The sequence below is a fragment of the Gordonia sp. LMA484 genome, assembly GCF_058129505.1.
On sequence record NZ_CM176700.1, the window covers coordinates 5,482,163 to 5,499,359 of the forward strand.

Below are 17,197 nucleotides of genomic sequence, written 5' to 3' on the forward strand. Positions count from 1 at the left end.
AACCGCCGACTACCAGCGGGTAGTGTGTGACCGCCCTCACACCAGATGTGATGCGGCTCACCGGTTCAGTTGCGCGCGACAACACATTCTTCAGCAGAGTGCAGACATGCGTCACAACCAAAGGATTTTTCCGATCGCCACAACGCCTGTGGATAACTTGGGGAGAACCATTCCCGCACATCCGTCTCGCGGTCCCGCACGCGCTCAGCGCAGGTGGGTCACGATTCCGCGATCGAGCGCGGTGACGACGCCTGCGACCGCGCTCTCCACGACCCCGTTCACGCTGACCTGCCCGCCGACGAGGCGCGCCAGGAGTGGCTTCGGCGCCTCGACGACGGTGATCTCCGCATCCGGATAGCGCTCGGCGATGACCGAGCGCATGACACCGATCGCATCGACGAGGCCGACTTCCACCGCGCGCCCACCGACCCACATGTCGCCGCTGAACAACTCCTCGTCGGGAGCACGGAGCTTCTTACCGCGCCGCTGCCGCACCCAGCCGATGAACGCTTCGTGCAGTTGCCCCTGCAGCCCCTTGAGCCATTCGACGTCCTCGGGCCGTTCCGGCGAGAACGTGTCGAGGCGGGCCTTGTTGTCGCCGGCGGTGTAGAGCCGGCGCTCGACGCCGAATCGCTGCAGGACGTCGGACAGACCGAACCCCGACGACACGACCCCGATGGAACCGATCATCGAGGTGTGGGCGGCGAAGATCTCGTCGGCGGCACACGCGATCCAATATCCACCCGAGGCGGCCACGTCCTCACAGAAGGCGAGTACCGGAACACCCTTCTCCGCGGACAGCTGACGAATGCGCTCGGCGATGTACTCGGACTGGGCGGGCGATCCACCGGGCGAGTTGATGACCACGACCACCGCCTGGACGTGCTCGGTGCCGAACGCCCGCTTGAGGACGGGCTCGAGGCTGTCGGTGGTGAGCCCGTGTCGGCCCATCCCACCGGCCCCGATCGGACCGTCGAGACGTACGACGGCGACCTGGTCGGCACGCGACCGGGATACACGCTTGGCCAGCTTCTGCCACGGTCCACCTGTCATAGCGCCGAGTGTAATGCGCCGACAGGACCGGGCCCGGACTCTAGACTTTGCGCGTGCAGATCCGATGGCTCACCGCTTTCTTGGACTTTCCGGCCGCACAGTTCGGTGCCGAGGTCACGTTCTGGCGGGCGATCGCGGGCAGTACCGTCTCACCGCCCCGAGGCGACCACCGCGAGTTCGCATCGCTGGAACCGTTCAACGGGGACCCGCACCTGCGGGTGCAACGGATCGACAAGGGACCCGGCGGAATCCACCTCGATCTGCATGTCGAGGATCTGCCGTCCGCCACGCACGAGACGATCGCCCTGGGCGCCACCATGGTTCGCGAGATCCCCGGAGCCGGGTACGTATCCTTGGCGTCGCCGTCCGGCTTTGTGTTCTGCCTGGTCGAATGGCAGGGCGAATCCGAACGGTCCCGACCCATCCGCTGGCCCGGCGACACGATCAGCCTCATCGACCAGGTGTGCATCGACGTCCCCCACGACCTCTTCGAGGACGAGATCGGGTTCTGGTCGCGCCTGACCGGGCGCGAGCCCCGATCGACCAGCCACCCCGAACTCGTCCGCCTGACCCGCGACCCCGCGCTCGCCATCGGAATCCTGCTGCAACGCAACGGAGCAGAGGACACCGCGACGACCGCCTCCGGCCATCTCGACCTGGCCGCCACCGCCGTCGAAGACGAGGTCATCCGGCACGAGGACTGGGGTGCGCAGGTGCTCGAACGTCTCCCGGACTGGACCGTGATGCGAGATCCGGTGGGGCGCAGATACTGCATCACCAGCCGCAACCCCCGGACCGGGGAGTGAGTGCGGCCCCGGCCCGCGCAGATCACTCCCCCTTCGCGCAGAATCGTTGCAGCCGTTCGACTTCGGTCTCGAGCTCGGCACTGACCCCGCGCGGCAGGTCGATCATCATGTCCGTGGTGACCGATCCGTCGACGATCGCCCAGGTCCCGGCGAGACGTCCGTCGACGAGGACGAATCCGGGCGAACGGCCGTTCGGGGTGCGGATACTGTCGTAGCGGTCGTCGTCGGCGATCCGTCGGCGATCAGCCTGTGCCACAAGGACATTGTCATAGGGAGCGAGCAGCCGGACGGGAGCCGGCACATCCTCGGCCACCACGTCGAGGCCGTCGAGGTCGAAGAGCTGTTCACCGTCCGGGCCGGTCAGCTCCACGAGCTCCCAGTCCGCCGCCATCTCGTCGATCAGCGGGCGCAGCCGGGTCAGGCCGCACCACGTCTGGATGCCCTTCACCGTCGCCGGACCGAAACCCCGCAGATAGAGCCGGATCAGGTCCTTGCGCGCCTCATCCCCGACAACGGCGGGCTCGCCCGGTCCGGCCCAGTCGTCGAAGAGCTGGTAGGTGGGCGCTCCCACACCCCGCCAGAGGCCTCGCGGGGGGATCTGCACCAGCGACAGCCCACACCGCGCGACGGTTGCCAATGTCGACGGTTGGTTTCCCGGATAGCGTTGCGCCAGTTCGCGTCCGAGATCGGCACCGGAAACCGCGCGTCCGGCCAGCAGTTCCAGCGCCGCGCCGAGCACCCGATCGACGCTGGTGCCGGTGAGTCGACGGCCGTGCAATGCCATCCCCGCGTCGAGAACCGGCTGGGCGACCGGCCGAATCCACCGCGCGTCCTCGGCGTCCAACACGAAGACCGTCGACCGGAGCAACGCCATCCGGACGACCTCACGGCCCGCGAGCAGATCGTCGAGTTCGTTCGGGTCGAAATCATCGATACGCGACCATAATCCGAAGAAGGGCGCCTTCGGTTCCTGTGCCTGCAGGCCGACACAGCGGTCCAGCACCTCGATCGCATCCTCGTCCACGCGATCGAGCAGGTACTGACGTCGCAGCAGCGTCCGGTTCCACTGACGCAGTGTGATCGATTCGGCCACCGATCACGCGGCCGGGTAGTGCAGACCGGTGGCGGCGTGGCATCGATAGCCGTGGGGATTCTTCGCCAGATACTGCTGGTGATAGTCCTCGGCGTAGTAGAAGTGGCCGTCTCCGGCCCCGGCGAGGGGCGTGATCTCGGTGGCGATCGGGCCCAGACCCGCATCGTGGAGCACCATGCCGAATTTCTCGGCCGTCGAGGAGGCCAGCTCGGCGTCCTTGTCCGACAGTGTGTAGATCGCCGACCGATACTGGGTCCCGACATCGTTGCCCTGTCGCATCTCCTGGGTCGGATCGTGTGATTCCCAGAAGATCTTGAGCACGGCCTCGAGGTCGATGACCGCCGGATCGAAGACCACCAGCACGGATTCGGTGTGGCCGGTCCGCGCGGTGCAGACCTCCTCGTAGGTGGGGTTGGGCGTATGGCCGCCGGCATAGCCGACCGCGGTGGTGTACACCCCGGGCACCTGCCAGAAGATCTCCTCGACCCCCCAGAAGCAGCCCCCCGCGAGGATCACCGCCGAGAGACCGTCGGCGAACTCACCGATCCCGTTGTCCGCCGGATCGCCCGCCCCCCGCAGCGGATGGTGCAGCAGCAGGTGTTCATCGGCCACCGGGACACCGCTCGCCCTCCCCGGCAACGCCTCGTCGGCGGAAATGAGTTCTCGCTTGTGCGATCGCGCGGAAAAAAGCTGGTCAAGCCAAGACATGGCGCCAATCGTACGCTCGCTGTCGGCCGCCACGGGTTGATGGATCTGCGCTGGTCTGCCTATCATGACCCCCACGCCGGGGTTGTGATCGTGATCACTCGCCGGCGCCGGCCAGTCCAGTACGCGGCGTCCGCGCCACGATCTCTGCCGACGAAGGGTGTTCATGGCAACGCACGCGAGTTCTGATCTCCGCCGGGCCCTCGGGCCGCGGCAGAACATCCCGCGTGCGAACTACGATGTCCGGTCTGCGTGCATCGGAACCGCAGCCAGCATCGTCGGACTCATCGCTCTGCTCATCGTGCTGATCGCCATCTGAGCGCCCGTCCCACACCTCGGTCCGCGGACCGATACTTCAACCGCACTTGAACCCGATTGTGCCGCAGTGTTTGCAATCCCCCATGTAGTGGGTAAGGGTGGAAGTACTCGCGTGACCGGCGTTCGGACGCCGCGATTGAGCGCGCAGAGTGAGTAACGAGCAAAACCTCAGAGAGGAATATCGTGGCTGAATACACCTTGCCGGATCTCCCGTATGACTATGCGGCACTGGAGCCGCACATCTCCGGCAGGATCATGGAGCTCCATCACGACAAGCACCATGCCACCTATGTGAAGGGCGCGAACGACACCCTCGAGAAGCTGGCCGCGGCCCGCGACGACGAGAGCATCGCCGGCAAGGTCTACGGACTCTCGGCAACCCTGTCGTTCCACCTCGGTGGTCACACCAATCACTCGATCTTCTGGAAGAACTTGTCGCCCAACGGTGGCGACAAGCCCGAAGGCGACCTCGCGGCCGCCATCGACGACCAGTTCGGGAGCTTCGACAAGTTCCGGGCCCACTTCACCGCAGCCGCCACCACCCTGCAGGGCAGTGGCTGGGCCATCCTGGGCTACGACACCATCGGCGGCAACCTGGTGGTCCTGCAGCTCACCGATCAGAGCGGCAACATCCCGGCGGCGATCATCCCGGTCGTCATGCTCGACATGTGGGAGCACGCCTTCTACCTCGACTATCAGAACGTGAAGCCGGACTACGTCAAGGCCTGGTGGAACGTCGTGAACTGGGCCGACGCCGCAGAGCGTTTCGCCACCGCGAGCAGCCAGGGCAAGGGACTCGTCGTCCCGGCCTGATCTCGTACCACACAACCGCCGTCGCGTTCGGACACCGAGCACGACGGCGGTTCTGCGTTATGTCACCGATCAGTGAGAAGGCCCGGAACCGTCCGCAGGGTTGCGGCGCCCTTCGTGACGCATCGCTCGTTCCTCGCGAGGCTCCTCAGGGATCGGGTGGTGACGCATCGCTCGTTCCTCGCGAGGCTCCTCAGGGATCGGGTGGTGGCGCATCGCTCGTTCCTCGCGAGGCTCCTCAGGGATCGGGTGGTGACGCATCGCTCGTTCCTCGCAAGGCTCCGCAGAGAGCGGTTGGAAGGTCTCGCGTATCGGTCACCCGCTGATCAGCGACGACCGGATGGCTCACAGCACGATCGTCAGTGTGATCGCTCCGGCACAGGCGATCCCGACGATCACGAGGACCAGCGCGTCCACCCGTCCGGGGCGCGACTGATAGGCGGTGAGGCGGCCTGTACCGCCACGGGCCGTGATCGCCTCGGCCATCTCCGAACTGCGCCGCAGCGCGCTCGACATCGCAGCGGTGACCATGTCGACGACACCCATCTCGGCAGCCGGGTGGCCGCTGCGGGCCGGGGCCGACGGGCGCAGCCGATGCGCCGCCCGCAGCATCCGCAACTCGTCGATCAGAAGCGGGAGACCACGCAGGCACAGCGCGATGGCCACCGCCCACTCGTCGACCGGCAGGCGCAGCCACCGCAACGGCCGCATCAACGTGGCGATCGCCGGCGCGACCTCGGCCATCGGCGTCGTCCAGATCACCAGGATGGAACTCGCGAGCAGCACCAGACCCAGGGTGACCGCACGGAGGTAGACCACCAGCGCCGCAGGCCCGAACATCAGATTCAGGACGCCGCCGGCCAGGATGAGGCCCCAAAACCACCATGGCGGACGGGGTATGGCGCCCAGCGGGATTCCCGCGGTGATCGCGGTCAGCACCACGACCGCTGCCACCAGCCCCAGCGCAGGCCACGAGGGCAACACCCACGTCATCAGCCCGAGCGCCATCACGACGAGCAGTTTGGTGCCCGCCCACAAGCGATGTACCAGCGAGTCGCCGGGCACCTGCCGCAAGGGAACCGTCTGCACGCTCATTCCACTGCCTCCCTGGAACCGGGTCGCAACGATTCGGCCGGTCGCGGCTGCGGCAGCATCGCGAGCGTGCCGTCGGACAGCTGGACGCGGCGATTCACCACCGAATCGAGATCGGTGAAGTCGTGGGAGATGATCACGATGGTCAACCCGTCGGCGCGCATCCGTGCCAGCATGCCGACGATCTCGGCGCGCGCGTACGGATCCACACCGGCCAGCGGCTCGTCGAGGATCAGCACCTTCGGCCGCCGGGCCAGGAGTCCGGCCAGGACCACCCGACGCATCTGCCCGCCGCTGAGCGCGTCGATCCGCCGTGCGGCCATCTCGCGCGGCAACCCGACGGATTCGAGTACCCGCGCGACCTCGGCGGTGCCGACCTCGATGCCGCCTGCCGCCATGATCTCGTCGCCGACGGTCTGCTTCTGCAGTTGCAGCCGGGCGTGCTGAAAGGCCAGTGCCACATCGCCCACCCGGCCCGCGACGGGCTTCCCGGCAAGGGTCGCGCTACCCGATGTCGGCGCGATGAGGCCGGCCATCACCCACGCGAGGGTGGTCTTGCCGGAGCCGTTGCCGCCGACGACCAGCACGCCGTCGCCCCGGTTCACCGTCACCGAGACATCCCGCAGCGCGTCGACCGCCCACGGTGATCCCGGCAGATAGGTGTACCCGACGTGCTCGAGCGCCAGCAGCGGCTCCCCGGCCCCCGGTGGGGCGCGGTGGCCGCGACGATCCAGTGGTGCCGGCACCACCGGTTCCTCGACCGCGCCGGGCCGTGGAACCCAATCCGGCGGATGCGGGATCACCCGGCCCTGATGGAGATGGATGATGCGGTCCGCGGCGGCCGCCTCCGCGCCGCGATGTGTGATCAGCACGACCGACATCCCGCGCCTGCGGGGCAGGTCGGCGAGCAGGGTGAGGAGTTCTTCGCGGCCGGTCGGGTCGACCATGGAGGTCACCTCGTCGGCGATCAGCAGCGCGGGGTCACGGGCGAGCGCGGCCGCGATCGCCAGCCGTTGCTGCTGGCCACCCGAGAGATCCGAGGTCTCGCGGCCCCCGAGCCCGGCGAGTCCGACCTCCGCGAGCAGGGCCTCGGTGTCCACGTCGACGCCGGGCGGCAGGCCCCAGACGACGTCGTCGGCGACGCGTGACCCGAGCATCTGGGTCTCCGGCCGCTGCAGCACCATCGCCGTGCCGCCGTGGCGTCCCAGCCCGGCCGCACCGGGGCGGTGCACCGATCCGCTCGTCGGCGCACGGCCTGCCAGCACCTTGGCCAGCGTCGACTTCCCCGAACCGTTGGCGCCGACGACCGCGACGAACTCGCGCTCGGCCACGGCGACCGTGACGTCGTCGAGCACCAGGGGCCCGTCGGGTCGATAGCGGAAACCGATGCCGGACAGGGTCAACGGCAACGGCGCCACATCGGACACCTCGATGTCGGAGTCGCCGGCGTCCAGGGTGTCTTCGCTCGGCACGTCGGCCAGACGCCCGATCACACCACCGAGCAGCCACCACGCCACCGCGAGCGAGAGCACGGCACCGAGTGAACCCGACACCCACATCCAGACCCACCAGTAGTCGACCATGCTGGTGCCGAGCCGGTCGACCGCGTCGGCGACACCGCCGAGTGCGGGGACACTGTCCAGCAGCTTCACCAGGCCGCCGATGGTGTTCCCGAGCGCCTCGAGGGCCAGAGTGCGCAACGGGACCAGCACGAGCAGCAGCAGCACCGACAGCCCACCGATGAACGGCGCCGCGACCAGGCTGGCGAGCATGAAGGTCCCGAGGCCACGTCCGCGTCGTTTGATGTCGCCGACGATGCCGCCGACGATCGCCGAGCCGAGCACGGTGGCCGCGGCACCGGTGCCCGCCATCGCGAAGCTCACGCCGGTGGTGGCCACCGACGCCGCGATCAGCGCCCTCGGGCGGGTGCGGGCCGCGACGAGTGCCAGCGGCACCGGCGCCAGCAGTCCGACCGCCGTTGCCAGGGGCACGACCGCCGCCACGACGATCGCCGCGACCGTCAATCCGCCGAAGATCGCGATCGATGCCATCTCCATCGGGCGCAGCGGTGCAGAACTTCTCACCTCATCCAGTGTGCCTGGTGCCGCCGACACATCCGCGCGCGGTGACGTGGCTCATCCGCTCGTTCGGACGCGGCCCGGGTTACGGCGTGTAAAAGAACCGTCACAAGAACCGTGTTCGAGTTGTCATCCGCCCGGCCGGGGTGGATTCTTCTTCCACAGGATCCACTGCGATCTGTGGGTCCTCGTCTCGGAGTTCGATCCTGGGTTCGGGCCTTGTGGCAGAGGGAGATCAGAGATGACGACTTCCATTCCGATCGGTTTGACGCCGTTCCACTTCGAGGGGGAACTCAACGGCATCCTGATCTCGGGACGCTGGCCCGAGTCCACGTTGGAGTGGACGCAGACGCTGGTCGCGTCGGTGCGGATCGCGTGCCGCCCCGGATTTCTCCCGACGACCACGATCTTCGGCGTCGTCGAGGAGCGTCCCGACGATGCCGAGGCCGACGCTGTCGGGATGATGGTCGCGGTCGGCAACGTCGTCGACGACAGCTTCGTCGAGGCCGGACGCTTCCTGACCAACCCGCCGGCGCTGGTCATGCTGCATCCCCCGTCACAGACCCGGCCGTCGCTGCCCGAGTGCTCACAGGTCGCGTCCGGCTGTGTGCTGCTGCCCGGCCTCCCCGAGCTCGGTCTGGAACACCGTGCCGGGTGGGCCGAGGCCGAGGCCGACGGCACGGTGGTGAACCTGCGCAACCAAGTCGGTATCGATCCCAACGCCGACCCCGACACGGCCGTCCTCGCGATGCTTCTGGCCGCCTGACCTGCGCAGAGAGAGTTAGGGTCGCCAAACTTTCAAATTTGAGCCTCCCACCTGCGGAAATACGGCCATGCAATCTGTTGCAGAGCCGAGTGTGGGCACCCTAACCTGGTCCACATGATTGCTGCCCTGTTGCTGAGCTTCGGCGTGATCTTCGTCGCCGAACTCGGCGACAAGTCACAGCTGATGGCGATGACCTACGCCCTGCGCTACCGGTGGTGGGTGGTGCTGACGGCCATCACCGTCGCCACCACCGCGGTTCATGCGGTGTCGGTGTTCTTCGGCCACTTCCTCGGCATGTCCATCCCGTCGGACCTCATGTCGATCCTGGCCGGGCTGGCGATGCTGGTCTTCGGGCTGTGGACGCTGCGTGGCGATCACCTCGACGACGACGAATCGAGCAAGGCCGACCGGGTGGGCAAGTCGGTGTTCTTCGCGGTCATGTCGTCGTTCTTCCTCGCCGAACTCGGCGACAAGACGATGCTCGCGACCATCACCCTCTCGACCAACAACGACTGGCTCGGCGTGTGGATCGGTTCGACCATCGGGATGGTCGCCGCGGACGCCCTGGCCATCGCGATCGGCGCCCTGCTCGGCAAGCATCTGCCGGAGCGGATCATCGCCCGCGGCGCCGCCGTCCTGTTCTTCGCCTTCGCCGCCTGGCTGCTGTGGGAGGGACTCTCCGACGCCGCGACCGTCACCGTGATCGCCACCCTGAGCGCGGTCGTCGTGCTGATCGGCATCGGTGCGGTCTACATCCGGCATCTACGCCGGAATGCGGCCGCCGACGATCGTTCTCCTGCGGCCGACGAGGACTCCCGAACGATCGCTCGGTGATTTCGGGGGCTGCAACCCGACCGTGACGTCGACGTGTCTAGGGTGATCGGTGACACGACACCCCGCACCCGCCACGCCACCCCGGCCGGTGCCGCCCGAAAGGACTCCTCATGGACGTTACCGGCTCATCCGTACTGGTCACCGGCGCAGCGTCGGGGCTCGGCGCCGCCACCGCCGCTCACTTCGCCGCCGCCGGGGCCCAGGTGTACGGACTCGACCTACAGCCCGGGATCGACAAGGCCGAACCGGTGGGCGGGGTGACGCTCCTGGCCGCCGACGTCACCAGCGAGATCGACGTGAAAGCCGCGATCGACACCATCTCCGATTCCGGCTCACCGCTGCGCGTCGCGGTCAACTGTGCCGGTGTCGGATGGGCCGCGCGCATCCTCGGGAAAGGCGGACCGCACGACCTGAGCCTCTTCCAGAAGATCATCAACATCAACCTGGTCGGGACCTTCAACGTGATGCGACTGGCCGCCGAGCAGATGTCGAAGGAGTCGGTCGTCGACAACGACGGCCAGCGCGGCGTCATCATCAACACCGCCTCGGTCGCCGCGTTCGAAGGACAGATCGGCCAGATCGCCTACGCCGCATCCAAGGGCGGTGTGCACGCGATGACCATCTCGGCCGCCCGCGACCTGGCCCGCGCCGGCGTCCGCGTGTGCACCATCGCGCCGGGAACCATCAAGACACCCATGCTCGCCGGCGTCACCCCGGAATTCCAGCAGACACTCGCCGAGGCGATCCCGTTCCCGCAGCGCCTCGGTGAGCCCGACGAATACGCGCAGCTCGCCGAGATGATCGTCGCGCACAACTATCTGAACGGCGAGACGATCCGCATGGACGGCGCGATCCGCATGGCCCCGCGCTGACCGGTCACGCGACCGGCTGCGCGGCGACCGCGCTCGACAACCGCTTCAGCGGCGCCGCATCGGCCTCGAGGTCCGCGCCGCCCGGCACCACGTCACGCACCGGCCCACGGGCCCGCCCCACGATCCGATACTCCTCGACCGCCGCCCAGAGCATGTCTGCTCGGGCGGCGTCGTCGACGATCTCGAAATCCTCGGTGAGGTACGGACTGAGCTGAGTCAGCGCATCCCGGATCTCCACGACCCGCCGATGGAACACCATCGACGGCGGCGGCGACGCACCGAGCGGCAACACCACCTCGGGTACGGCGTCGGTGACCAGCTCCCACAGCGGGAGCAGGGCCTGCGCATCGCGAAGATGTCGCCGTTTCGACGTGATGGTCCGCCACCGGGCGTGCAGCATCGGATAGCTGATCCCGATGAGGAACGCGACCACCCCGACCACCGAACACACCCGACTGACACCCAGCAGCCACCCGGCCACATACCACCTGGTGGCGGCGCCGACGATGAACACGATCTGCAGCGCGACCCCCAGGGTGAGGAACACCAGTCCGCCCAACAGCACCGCCAGCGACGTCTGCAGATAACCCGTCGCCAGGTCCAGGAAACGTCTGATGCTCCGCACGCACGCGATGAACCCGTAGGTCAGATATCCGCTGGCGATCAGCACGAACAGCGCGTAGGCGACGTTGCGGGCCGTCCACGCCGAGAGTTCCTCGGTGCGCAGGCCCACCGGCATCACCAGCATCGTGATCTGCAGACCGACGAGGGCGACCACGAGCGGCACCGCTTCGATCCCAGCGCGGCGCTCCCGGCTGGAACGGGCCGACGGTTTCCCTCCCGGGAACGTCCGACCCGCTCGCTTCGCTCCCGGCGCCGGGAAGAAGAACACGACGATCAGCGCGGCAACCCCGACGGCGAGCAGACCGCGGAAGAGCACGCGCGCGGCGCCGGTGAAGACGACGTCGTCGACGGCTGCGGTGACGTCGTCGCCGGACACCACGAAGGCGAGGGTCAATGCGGCGATCGCCACCGTCATCGCCACCGCTTGCAGGCCGCCGCCATCCCGGCGGATCTGTTCCAGTCGCCAACACAGTGCGGCGGCGAAGATCACCGCGGCGATCGTGTTGAGTACACCGACGACGATCACGCTACAACCACCCCTTGTGGCCACCCAGCAGCCGCTGGATGCCGCGGAGATCGGCGTTGTCGGTCGTGGTGCCCACGGTGTCGGCGGCGTCGGCGGCCCAACCGAGAATCAGCGTCGCGAGCATCTCGGCCTCCCACTCCCGGTCGTCGGCATAGCAGGTGCGGCGCAGGGCGTCGTCGGAGTCGCTGTCGGACGGAGCTGTGAGAGCCGACGCGGACACCGCACCCAGCATCTGATGCCCGGCGATGAGATGGGCGAACTCGTGGATCACGATCTGATCCTGATGCAGGCGCGAGGTGTTCGCCTGATAGAAGAAGTAGTCCGCGTCCTCGGCGGCCAGCCAGACACCGTTCGGCATCCCGGCGGGAAGCGGATGGGCGATCAACCGGATGGGACGTCCGCGGCGTGCGCCGTGGCGATCGCAGAGCTGCGTCACGTCCAGCGGTAGATCGAGGTCGAGACCCCTCAGCGTGTCACGACACAGCGCCCGGAGTGCGCGGAGTGCGCGTCGACTTCGCATGCCACCCGGAGTTCGGCCGCTACGGCCTCAGCTGTTTCTCGACTGCCCGCCGACGACACGGAGGCGTGCGTCCTCGGACGCGTCGGCGATCCCGGCGGCGATGATATCCGGCGGATCCTTCGGCAGGCCCTGCTGCTCACGCAGCACCTTGATCAACTCGTTGACGATGGTGACCGAGTCGCTCGACAACCCGGCCAGGCGGAACGCGGCGAGCTGCACATTGGTGTCGGCCTGCAGACGCATCAGGTCGATCTCATCGCGGGTCCGCTGGGCCGCGCGATCCTCGAGGAAGTAATGCACATCCACCCCGAACGCAGCGGCGATGCCCTCCACCGTGCGGAAGGAGGGCGACTTCGCCTTGCCCGAACGCAATTGACTCAGATAGGACTCGCCGAGACGGAAGCCGCGCTCGGTCGATCGCGCCGCGATCGCCTTGGCGCTGTACGCCCGGCCGTTCGGTCCGGGAACGGTACGGAACAGTTCCTCGAGGCGGCGGGCGAACAGACCCGGATCAACCGTTCCGATCTGCTCGTCGCCGACCGCCCCACCCTCGGTTCGACGTTCGCCATGAACAGGCATTTCCGCACCTCGTGATGTCATTGTTCTCCCCGGCAAATTCAAAGCTCCTTGAACTTGCAAACATTAAAGACCGGCGTGCATCGTCAATGCAACGCTCGCCTACGCTCAGAACGTACCCGACCACATCGTGCATGCGTATCACCTGTGCCAACGATGTAACGATTACCTAGTGTGGCATTGTTCACACTCGATCGTAAAGATCGTTTGGTGGGGCAAATCGGACGTTGCCGGTAGGTGAACTCCAGGGGGCGTCCGGCACCGCGCGTTCTCGTGTATGTAACCAGAGCAGGGGGCGGAATGACACATCGCGTAACGCAGACCACAGCACGCCGCCGCCGTGCGGGGGCGTGGGGTGCCGTCGTCGCTGTGATGGTGGTCGCACTGCTGAGTCTTGGCGTGGGCGTTGCCTTCTCGTCTCCGGCAACCGGGTCGGATTCGTCCCGTTCAGGTGAGGACGGTGCGGGCGGCGGGCACGGTTTTGGCGGGCACGGTTCTGGCGGGCAGGGTTCGGGCGGGCACGGCAGCGGTGGCCATGGCAGCGGTGGCCACGGCGGGCATGCGGAACATCCCGGGAAGGACGACCCGCCGTCGGAACCGACCGGCACCGCCGACCCGACCAAGCCAACAGAGCCGACCGACCCCACCGACCCGACGGAACCAAGCGGCACCACCGAGCCGACCGGTTCCGCCGGGCCCACAGCTCCGGAGACCACCGGCCAGTCCCCGACCACCGACGACGCAGACACGGGACGCGACGTCGTGATCCCGCCCCGACCACCGCTGTTCACCCCGAATCCACCGACTCGCGGGGTGATGCCAGGGACCGGCGGAGGGGAGCCGACATCGACGATCACCGCGACATCGACGATCCCCCGCCCTTCGACCACTCATCCGACGGCCGCCGGATCAGGTGCGGGCGGATCGGGCCCGGGCGAATCCGACACGGGCGGCTCAGACACGCGTGCCGTGCCGACCGTACCGACCGCGAGCGAGACGTCACCGGGAACCGCAGCGGTCGATCCACCACTCGCACCGCCCGCTCCCGACTCCGCGGGCGCGACTCGCGCGGCACCGGCTCCTGCGCCGGTGCCGACCGTGCACGCCGATCCGGCGACCACAGCACGTCGCATCATCGTCGGGCTGGCGCCGGGCGCGCTGCTCCTCCTCGGCGCGGTGGCACTCCTGGGCAGCGGGTCGTTCCTGGAGGCTCTCCGGTCCTCCCGGCCGTGACCGGGTCACGCGGTGCCGTGCCTCCGGAACTCGAGCACCTGATCCTCGTGCGGGACCTCGTCTCGCGCGCGCAGATCGATCCACTCGCGGAGCGCCTTCGTCGCCCGGACGTCGTCCTCGTTGTATTCGAGCAGACGCTCACGCTGTGACGGATCGACCGGTGTACCACCGAGTCCGACCGCTTCGCGGTACCAGTCCATCGACGCCTCGCCGCTGGCCTCGGCGTCGCGCCAGCCGAATCCGGCGACCGGTGCCACACGCTTGAGGCCTTTGCCGTTGGGGCACACGAAGTTGCGGCCCACCGCCTCGTAGATGTCCACCCAGTCGTCCGACGCGATGAACGCCTCGACGTCGTCGCGACTGGGAACTCCGGGTGCGCCGGCGAACCGGGTGGCCGACGAGAGCAGCCACCGGTTCTCGGCCTGTTGCGAATAGCAGTATGCGGCAAAGGTTTTCCCTGCCGCTCGGGCGGCCTCGCGTTCCGCGGACAACCAGGTCCAGAACTCGGCGAACGATCGGCCCTCATCGGCCGTCGGCAGGGGCTGCCAGGTCACGAACGCCCGATAGCGAACCGGGCGCGACGGATCGGTGTTGTCGGTCAGCAAGGTGCCCCACATATAGGCACCCAGCTCGCCGTAGCTCTCCATGTCGACGTCGACCTCGACGTCGGCGCGCGCAACATCAGGTTCGTCGAGCCGACGGATCAGCGGAATGCCGGTCAGCCAAGCGATCGCGTTGAGCACGGCGTCATCGAACCGTGCGTTGCCCGGCCATTCGGCCGGGGGGCGTCCGTCGTAGTGGGCCAGCTGATCGATCGTGGTGATGCCGGCGTCGGCCAGGATGCGGCTCTGGTTGCCGCCGACCACCAGACTCACATCTCGGCGTTGCTCGAGTTCGGGTCCACATCGCGCCCACCACGGGCAACTTCGGCACTCCCCGATCCGCAGGGGTGTGGTGGCGATGCGCTGTTCGGCGATCGCCATGCGTCGCCGGAAGGTCTCGGCGTAGTCGGCGAGCAGGGGCGCCATCTCATGGACGACGATGCAGTCGGCGTCGAGGCCGATCACCCCCGCCCGCAGCTCCTGCGGTTGTGTCGACGTCGCGAGTCCGAGCTCGACCATCATGGCGGTCAGCTGCGCGAGTCGTAGCTGGTCGCGACGATTGTTGCGACCGTTGCGGGTCGGGTCGAACGCGGGTGCCCATGTCCACACCGGGCTGGTGACGGTCCCGTTGCCGTTGCCGTTGCCCGCCTTGGCCTCGTAGCTCACGCGATGGTTCACGACGATCACGGGCACGTATCCCGCACCGTCGAGGATCAGCAGTTCGGCGTGGCCCCGACGCCCGACGTCCCGGTCGGTGGGCAGGGTGGCGTTCCAGATCCAGGCCGCCTTGTCGGCGCACGCGGCCAGCGTCGCCTCCACCCGCTCGGAGTGCGTGGACTCGGGATCGATGATCACGACGGTGCCGGGTGGCTGATCACTGTGCAGGCCGCGCACCATCTCGCGGACGCCGGCACGATGGTCGGCGGCCGCGTCCTTGCGGCGTTGCGCCTCCGGCGTGTCGGGCCGGGCCCGGACCATGTCGGGATGTGACTGGTCCAGCGACAGCCGATGTTCACATCCGGCGAGATCGCGCGCATGCAGCACCACCGTGGCCACTCGCCCGTCCTTTCCCGACCCACTCGCCGCGCGTCTGCGCTCCGCGTGCACCGACGTGTTCGCGCGGGTCCGCCCCGTACGAGCCTATGTAATGCTTGTAGCGATGCACTCGACGCCCGCTCGGTGTTTCCCCGACCGTCGGGTCCACAGAGCCGCGAAACCACACAGGAGGTAGGTCCTCAGATGGGATTCTTCTCGTCGGACGGCAAGACCCGTGCCCAGCGCAAGGCCGAGGCCAAGGCGCTCAAGACCAAGGCGAAGCTGGAGGCAAAGCTCGAGGCCAAGGGCGCACGGAAGTCGGAGAAGGCCCGTCGTCGCGCCGAGCGGAAGTTCCGGACCAAGGAGCTCAAGCAGGAGCGAAAGAACACGAAGGCGGCCGGAAAGGCGCAGGTCAAGGCGTCCAAGGCGGATGCCAAGGCCACCGCCGCCAAGGCCAAGGCGGCAGCCGACGCCCAACGGTTCAGTCCGGTGAGCGTCAAGCGCTATCTCACCGTCGCCCGTCTGGTGTCACCGATCGTCGTGCCGATCGCCTACCGTGCCGCGGTGGCCGCCCGGGGCCAACTGACCGCGCTGCAGGCGAGCCGGGCCGGCGTGTCACCGGAGGTGCTCCGGCAGTTCTCCGGGCACGGCGCCACGTTGTCGGCACGCATCAGCACAACCCGGTCGGCGCTCGAGAAGGTCGCCACCAAGGACTCCTCCGACGAGGGGGCGGCGTTCGTCTCGGCGATGGGCACCCGCCTCGACAACCTGGCGATCGCGGTCGACGCCGCCGAGGCGATGCCGTCGTCTCAGCGCCGCACCGCGCACCAGTCGATCGAGTCGGAGCTCGAGGCCATCGACGCCGACATCCTGGCGCGACTGGGCGTTCACGCCTGATCCGCGGTCGGCAGGTGAGGCCATCGATCCTCGACATAGGATGAGGCCCTGACCCGCCGCAACGATCAAACGCGCAAGGGAGCGTGACACGGATGACCAACCCCGGCCCGAACAACACCCCGAACGAGAATGATTCCGACGGTGAATCGGCCGGAGAGACGTCGAGCGAGGTGACGGGGACGTCCGCGACTGCGCCGCCCGCGACCTCGGGGGCCGCCGAGCAGAACGGGCCGGCCGGAGACGCGAGCGACGTCGGCGCGCCCACACCCGCGCCGGTCAAGAAGACGCCCGCCAAGAAGGCCGCTGCGAAGAAGGCCGCGACAAACAAGGCGCCCGCGAAGAAGGCCGCAGCCAAGAAGACGCCGGCCAAAAAGGCCCCGTCAAAGAAGGCACCGGCCGCAAAGGCCACCGCGAACAAGGCCGGCGCGAGCAAGGCCACCGCGAACAAGGCCACCGCGAACAAGGCGCCGGCGAAGAAGTCCGCCTCGACCGGGCCGTCCGGGCCCGCATCCACGGCACCGGCGTCACCGCCCTCGCGACCGTCGCCTGCCGTGGTGGACGTGGTCGCCGAATCGGATGCGCGGCAGGCCACCTTCGCCCAGTTACGCGCCGGCGCTCCGTCGGAGTTGCCGCGCGAGAACCGGACCCTGCCGATCCTCGCCGCCGGTGTGCTCGGCGGTCTGCTGCTGATCGTCGTCGCGGTCCTGCGCCGACGACGCTGACCACACACCGAAACCGCCCGTGACGCACATGCGTC

18 protein-coding genes are annotated in these 17,197 nt (G+C 68.1%); 9 read left to right on the forward strand and 9 right to left on the reverse strand.

What is annotated here, in order from left to right; genetic code table 11:
• Positions 1–204: 204 nt before the first annotated feature.
• The gene (locus tag AC4AMJ_RS24345) at positions 205–1,053 is read right to left on the reverse strand and encodes a S49 family peptidase (protein WP_489898613.1); all 849 of its coding nucleotides are present in this window, start codon (positions 1,051–1,053) and stop codon (positions 205–207) included.
• A gap of 53 nt (positions 1,054–1,106) precedes the next feature.
• On the opposite strand from AC4AMJ_RS24345, the gene AC4AMJ_RS24350 reads away from it, so the two are divergent.
• Positions 1,107–1,859: a VOC family protein gene (locus tag AC4AMJ_RS24350; protein ID WP_489898612.1), complete on the forward strand. Its 753-nt coding sequence runs from the start codon at positions 1,107–1,109 to the stop codon at positions 1,857–1,859.
• A 22-nt stretch (positions 1,860–1,881) separates the two neighbouring features.
• On the opposite strand, the gene AC4AMJ_RS24355 is transcribed toward AC4AMJ_RS24350, so the two are convergent.
• Together AC4AMJ_RS24355 and msrA are read right to left on the reverse strand one after the other, a co-directional pair.
• Entirely contained in the window at positions 1,882–2,952 is a 1,071-nt protein-coding gene (locus tag AC4AMJ_RS24355) for a winged helix DNA-binding domain-containing protein (protein ID WP_489915259.1), read from the reverse strand.
• A 3-nt stretch (positions 2,953–2,955) separates the two neighbouring features.
• A complete protein-coding gene (msrA, locus tag AC4AMJ_RS24360; RefSeq protein WP_489915261.1) occupies positions 2,956–3,660 on the reverse strand; it encodes a peptide-methionine (S)-S-oxide reductase MsrA in 705 nt (234 codons plus the stop codon).
• 163 nt (positions 3,661–3,823) lie between these two features.
• On the opposite strand from msrA, the gene AC4AMJ_RS24365 reads away from it, so the two are divergent.
• Positions 3,824–3,976 carry a hypothetical protein gene (locus tag AC4AMJ_RS24365; protein WP_489898609.1) on the forward strand — a complete coding sequence of 51 codons (153 nt, stop codon included), beginning with the start codon at positions 3,824–3,826 and terminating at the stop codon, positions 3,974–3,976.
• 182 nt (positions 3,977–4,158) lie between these two features.
• The gene (locus AC4AMJ_RS24370; protein ID WP_489898608.1) at positions 4,159–4,788 is read left to right on the forward strand and encodes a superoxide dismutase; all 630 of its coding nucleotides are present in this window, start codon (positions 4,159–4,161) and stop codon (positions 4,786–4,788) included.
• 342 nt (positions 4,789–5,130) lie between these two features.
• Here the strand turns inward: AC4AMJ_RS24370 and AC4AMJ_RS24375 are convergent, their stop codons facing one another.
• Positions 5,131–5,880, reverse strand: coding sequence for an energy-coupling factor transporter transmembrane component T family protein (locus AC4AMJ_RS24375; RefSeq protein ID WP_489915263.1), 750 nt, complete (start codon positions 5,878–5,880; stop codon positions 5,131–5,133).
• Entirely contained in the window at positions 5,877–7,934 is a 2,058-nt protein-coding gene (locus AC4AMJ_RS24380) for an ABC transporter ATP-binding protein (RefSeq protein ID WP_489918505.1), read from the reverse strand. The genes AC4AMJ_RS24375 and AC4AMJ_RS24380 overlap by 4 nt, the downstream gene beginning before the upstream one ends.
• A 262-nt stretch (positions 7,935–8,196) precedes the next feature.
• Between AC4AMJ_RS24380 and AC4AMJ_RS24385 the strand changes: the two genes are divergently transcribed.
• The 3 genes from AC4AMJ_RS24385 (at position 8,197) to AC4AMJ_RS24395 (ending at position 10,427) form a co-directional block, all read left to right on the forward strand.
• Positions 8,197–8,721 carry a peptidase gene (locus tag AC4AMJ_RS24385; protein ID WP_489898606.1) on the forward strand — a complete coding sequence of 175 codons (525 nt, stop codon included), beginning with the start codon at positions 8,197–8,199 and terminating at the stop codon, positions 8,719–8,721.
• 114 nt (positions 8,722–8,835) lie between these two features.
• Positions 8,836–9,555 (forward strand): TMEM165/GDT1 family protein, encoded by a 720-nt coding sequence (locus tag AC4AMJ_RS24390; RefSeq protein ID WP_489898605.1) that lies wholly within the window; start codon positions 8,836–8,838, stop codon positions 9,553–9,555.
• Positions 9,556–9,665: 110 nt separating this feature from the next.
• Positions 9,666–10,427 carry an SDR family NAD(P)-dependent oxidoreductase gene (locus tag AC4AMJ_RS24395; RefSeq protein ID WP_489898604.1) on the forward strand — a complete coding sequence of 254 codons (762 nt, stop codon included), beginning with the start codon at positions 9,666–9,668 and terminating at the stop codon, positions 10,425–10,427.
• 4 nt (positions 10,428–10,431) lie between these two features.
• Here AC4AMJ_RS24395 and AC4AMJ_RS24400 read toward each other — a convergent pair whose 3' ends face one another.
• The 3 genes from AC4AMJ_RS24400 to AC4AMJ_RS24410 are packed head-to-tail and all read right to left on the reverse strand — an operon-like array spanning position 10,432 to position 12,697.
• Positions 10,432–11,577: an MAB_1171c family putative transporter gene (locus AC4AMJ_RS24400; RefSeq protein ID WP_489915265.1), complete on the reverse strand. Its 1,146-nt coding sequence runs from the start codon at positions 11,575–11,577 to the stop codon at positions 10,432–10,434.
• Position 11,578: 1 nt separating this feature from the next.
• Complete coding sequence (locus AC4AMJ_RS24405; RefSeq protein ID WP_489915267.1) at positions 11,579–12,097, reverse strand: hypothetical protein; 519 nt, start codon at positions 12,095–12,097, stop codon at positions 11,579–11,581.
• A gap of 27 nt (positions 12,098–12,124) precedes the next feature.
• Positions 12,125–12,697 (reverse strand): XRE family transcriptional regulator, encoded by a 573-nt coding sequence (locus AC4AMJ_RS24410; protein ID WP_489898601.1) that lies wholly within the window; start codon positions 12,695–12,697, stop codon positions 12,125–12,127.
• Between the two features lie 276 nt (positions 12,698–12,973).
• On the opposite strand from AC4AMJ_RS24410, the gene AC4AMJ_RS24415 reads away from it, so the two are divergent.
• Positions 12,974–13,906, forward strand: a complete 933-nt coding sequence (locus AC4AMJ_RS24415; protein ID WP_489915269.1) for a hypothetical protein — start codon at positions 12,974–12,976, stop codon at positions 13,904–13,906.
• Between the two features lie 5 nt (positions 13,907–13,911).
• On the opposite strand, the gene AC4AMJ_RS24420 is transcribed toward AC4AMJ_RS24415, so the two are convergent.
• Positions 13,912–15,564: a TM0106 family RecB-like putative nuclease gene (locus AC4AMJ_RS24420; RefSeq protein WP_489898599.1), complete on the reverse strand. Its 1,653-nt coding sequence runs from the start codon at positions 15,562–15,564 to the stop codon at positions 13,912–13,914.
• Between the two features lie 183 nt (positions 15,565–15,747).
• Here AC4AMJ_RS24420 and AC4AMJ_RS24425 point away from each other — a divergent pair, with 183 nt between their 5' ends.
• Both AC4AMJ_RS24425 and AC4AMJ_RS24430 read left to right on the forward strand, forming a co-directional pair.
• Positions 15,748–16,440 carry a DUF6474 family protein gene (locus AC4AMJ_RS24425; RefSeq protein ID WP_489898598.1) on the forward strand — a complete coding sequence of 231 codons (693 nt, stop codon included), beginning with the start codon at positions 15,748–15,750 and terminating at the stop codon, positions 16,438–16,440.
• 92 nt (positions 16,441–16,532) lie between these two features.
• Positions 16,533–17,162, forward strand: coding sequence for a histone H1-like repetitive region-containing protein (locus AC4AMJ_RS24430; protein ID WP_489915271.1), 630 nt, complete (start codon positions 16,533–16,535; stop codon positions 17,160–17,162).
• Positions 17,163–17,197: the final 35 nt, after the last annotated feature.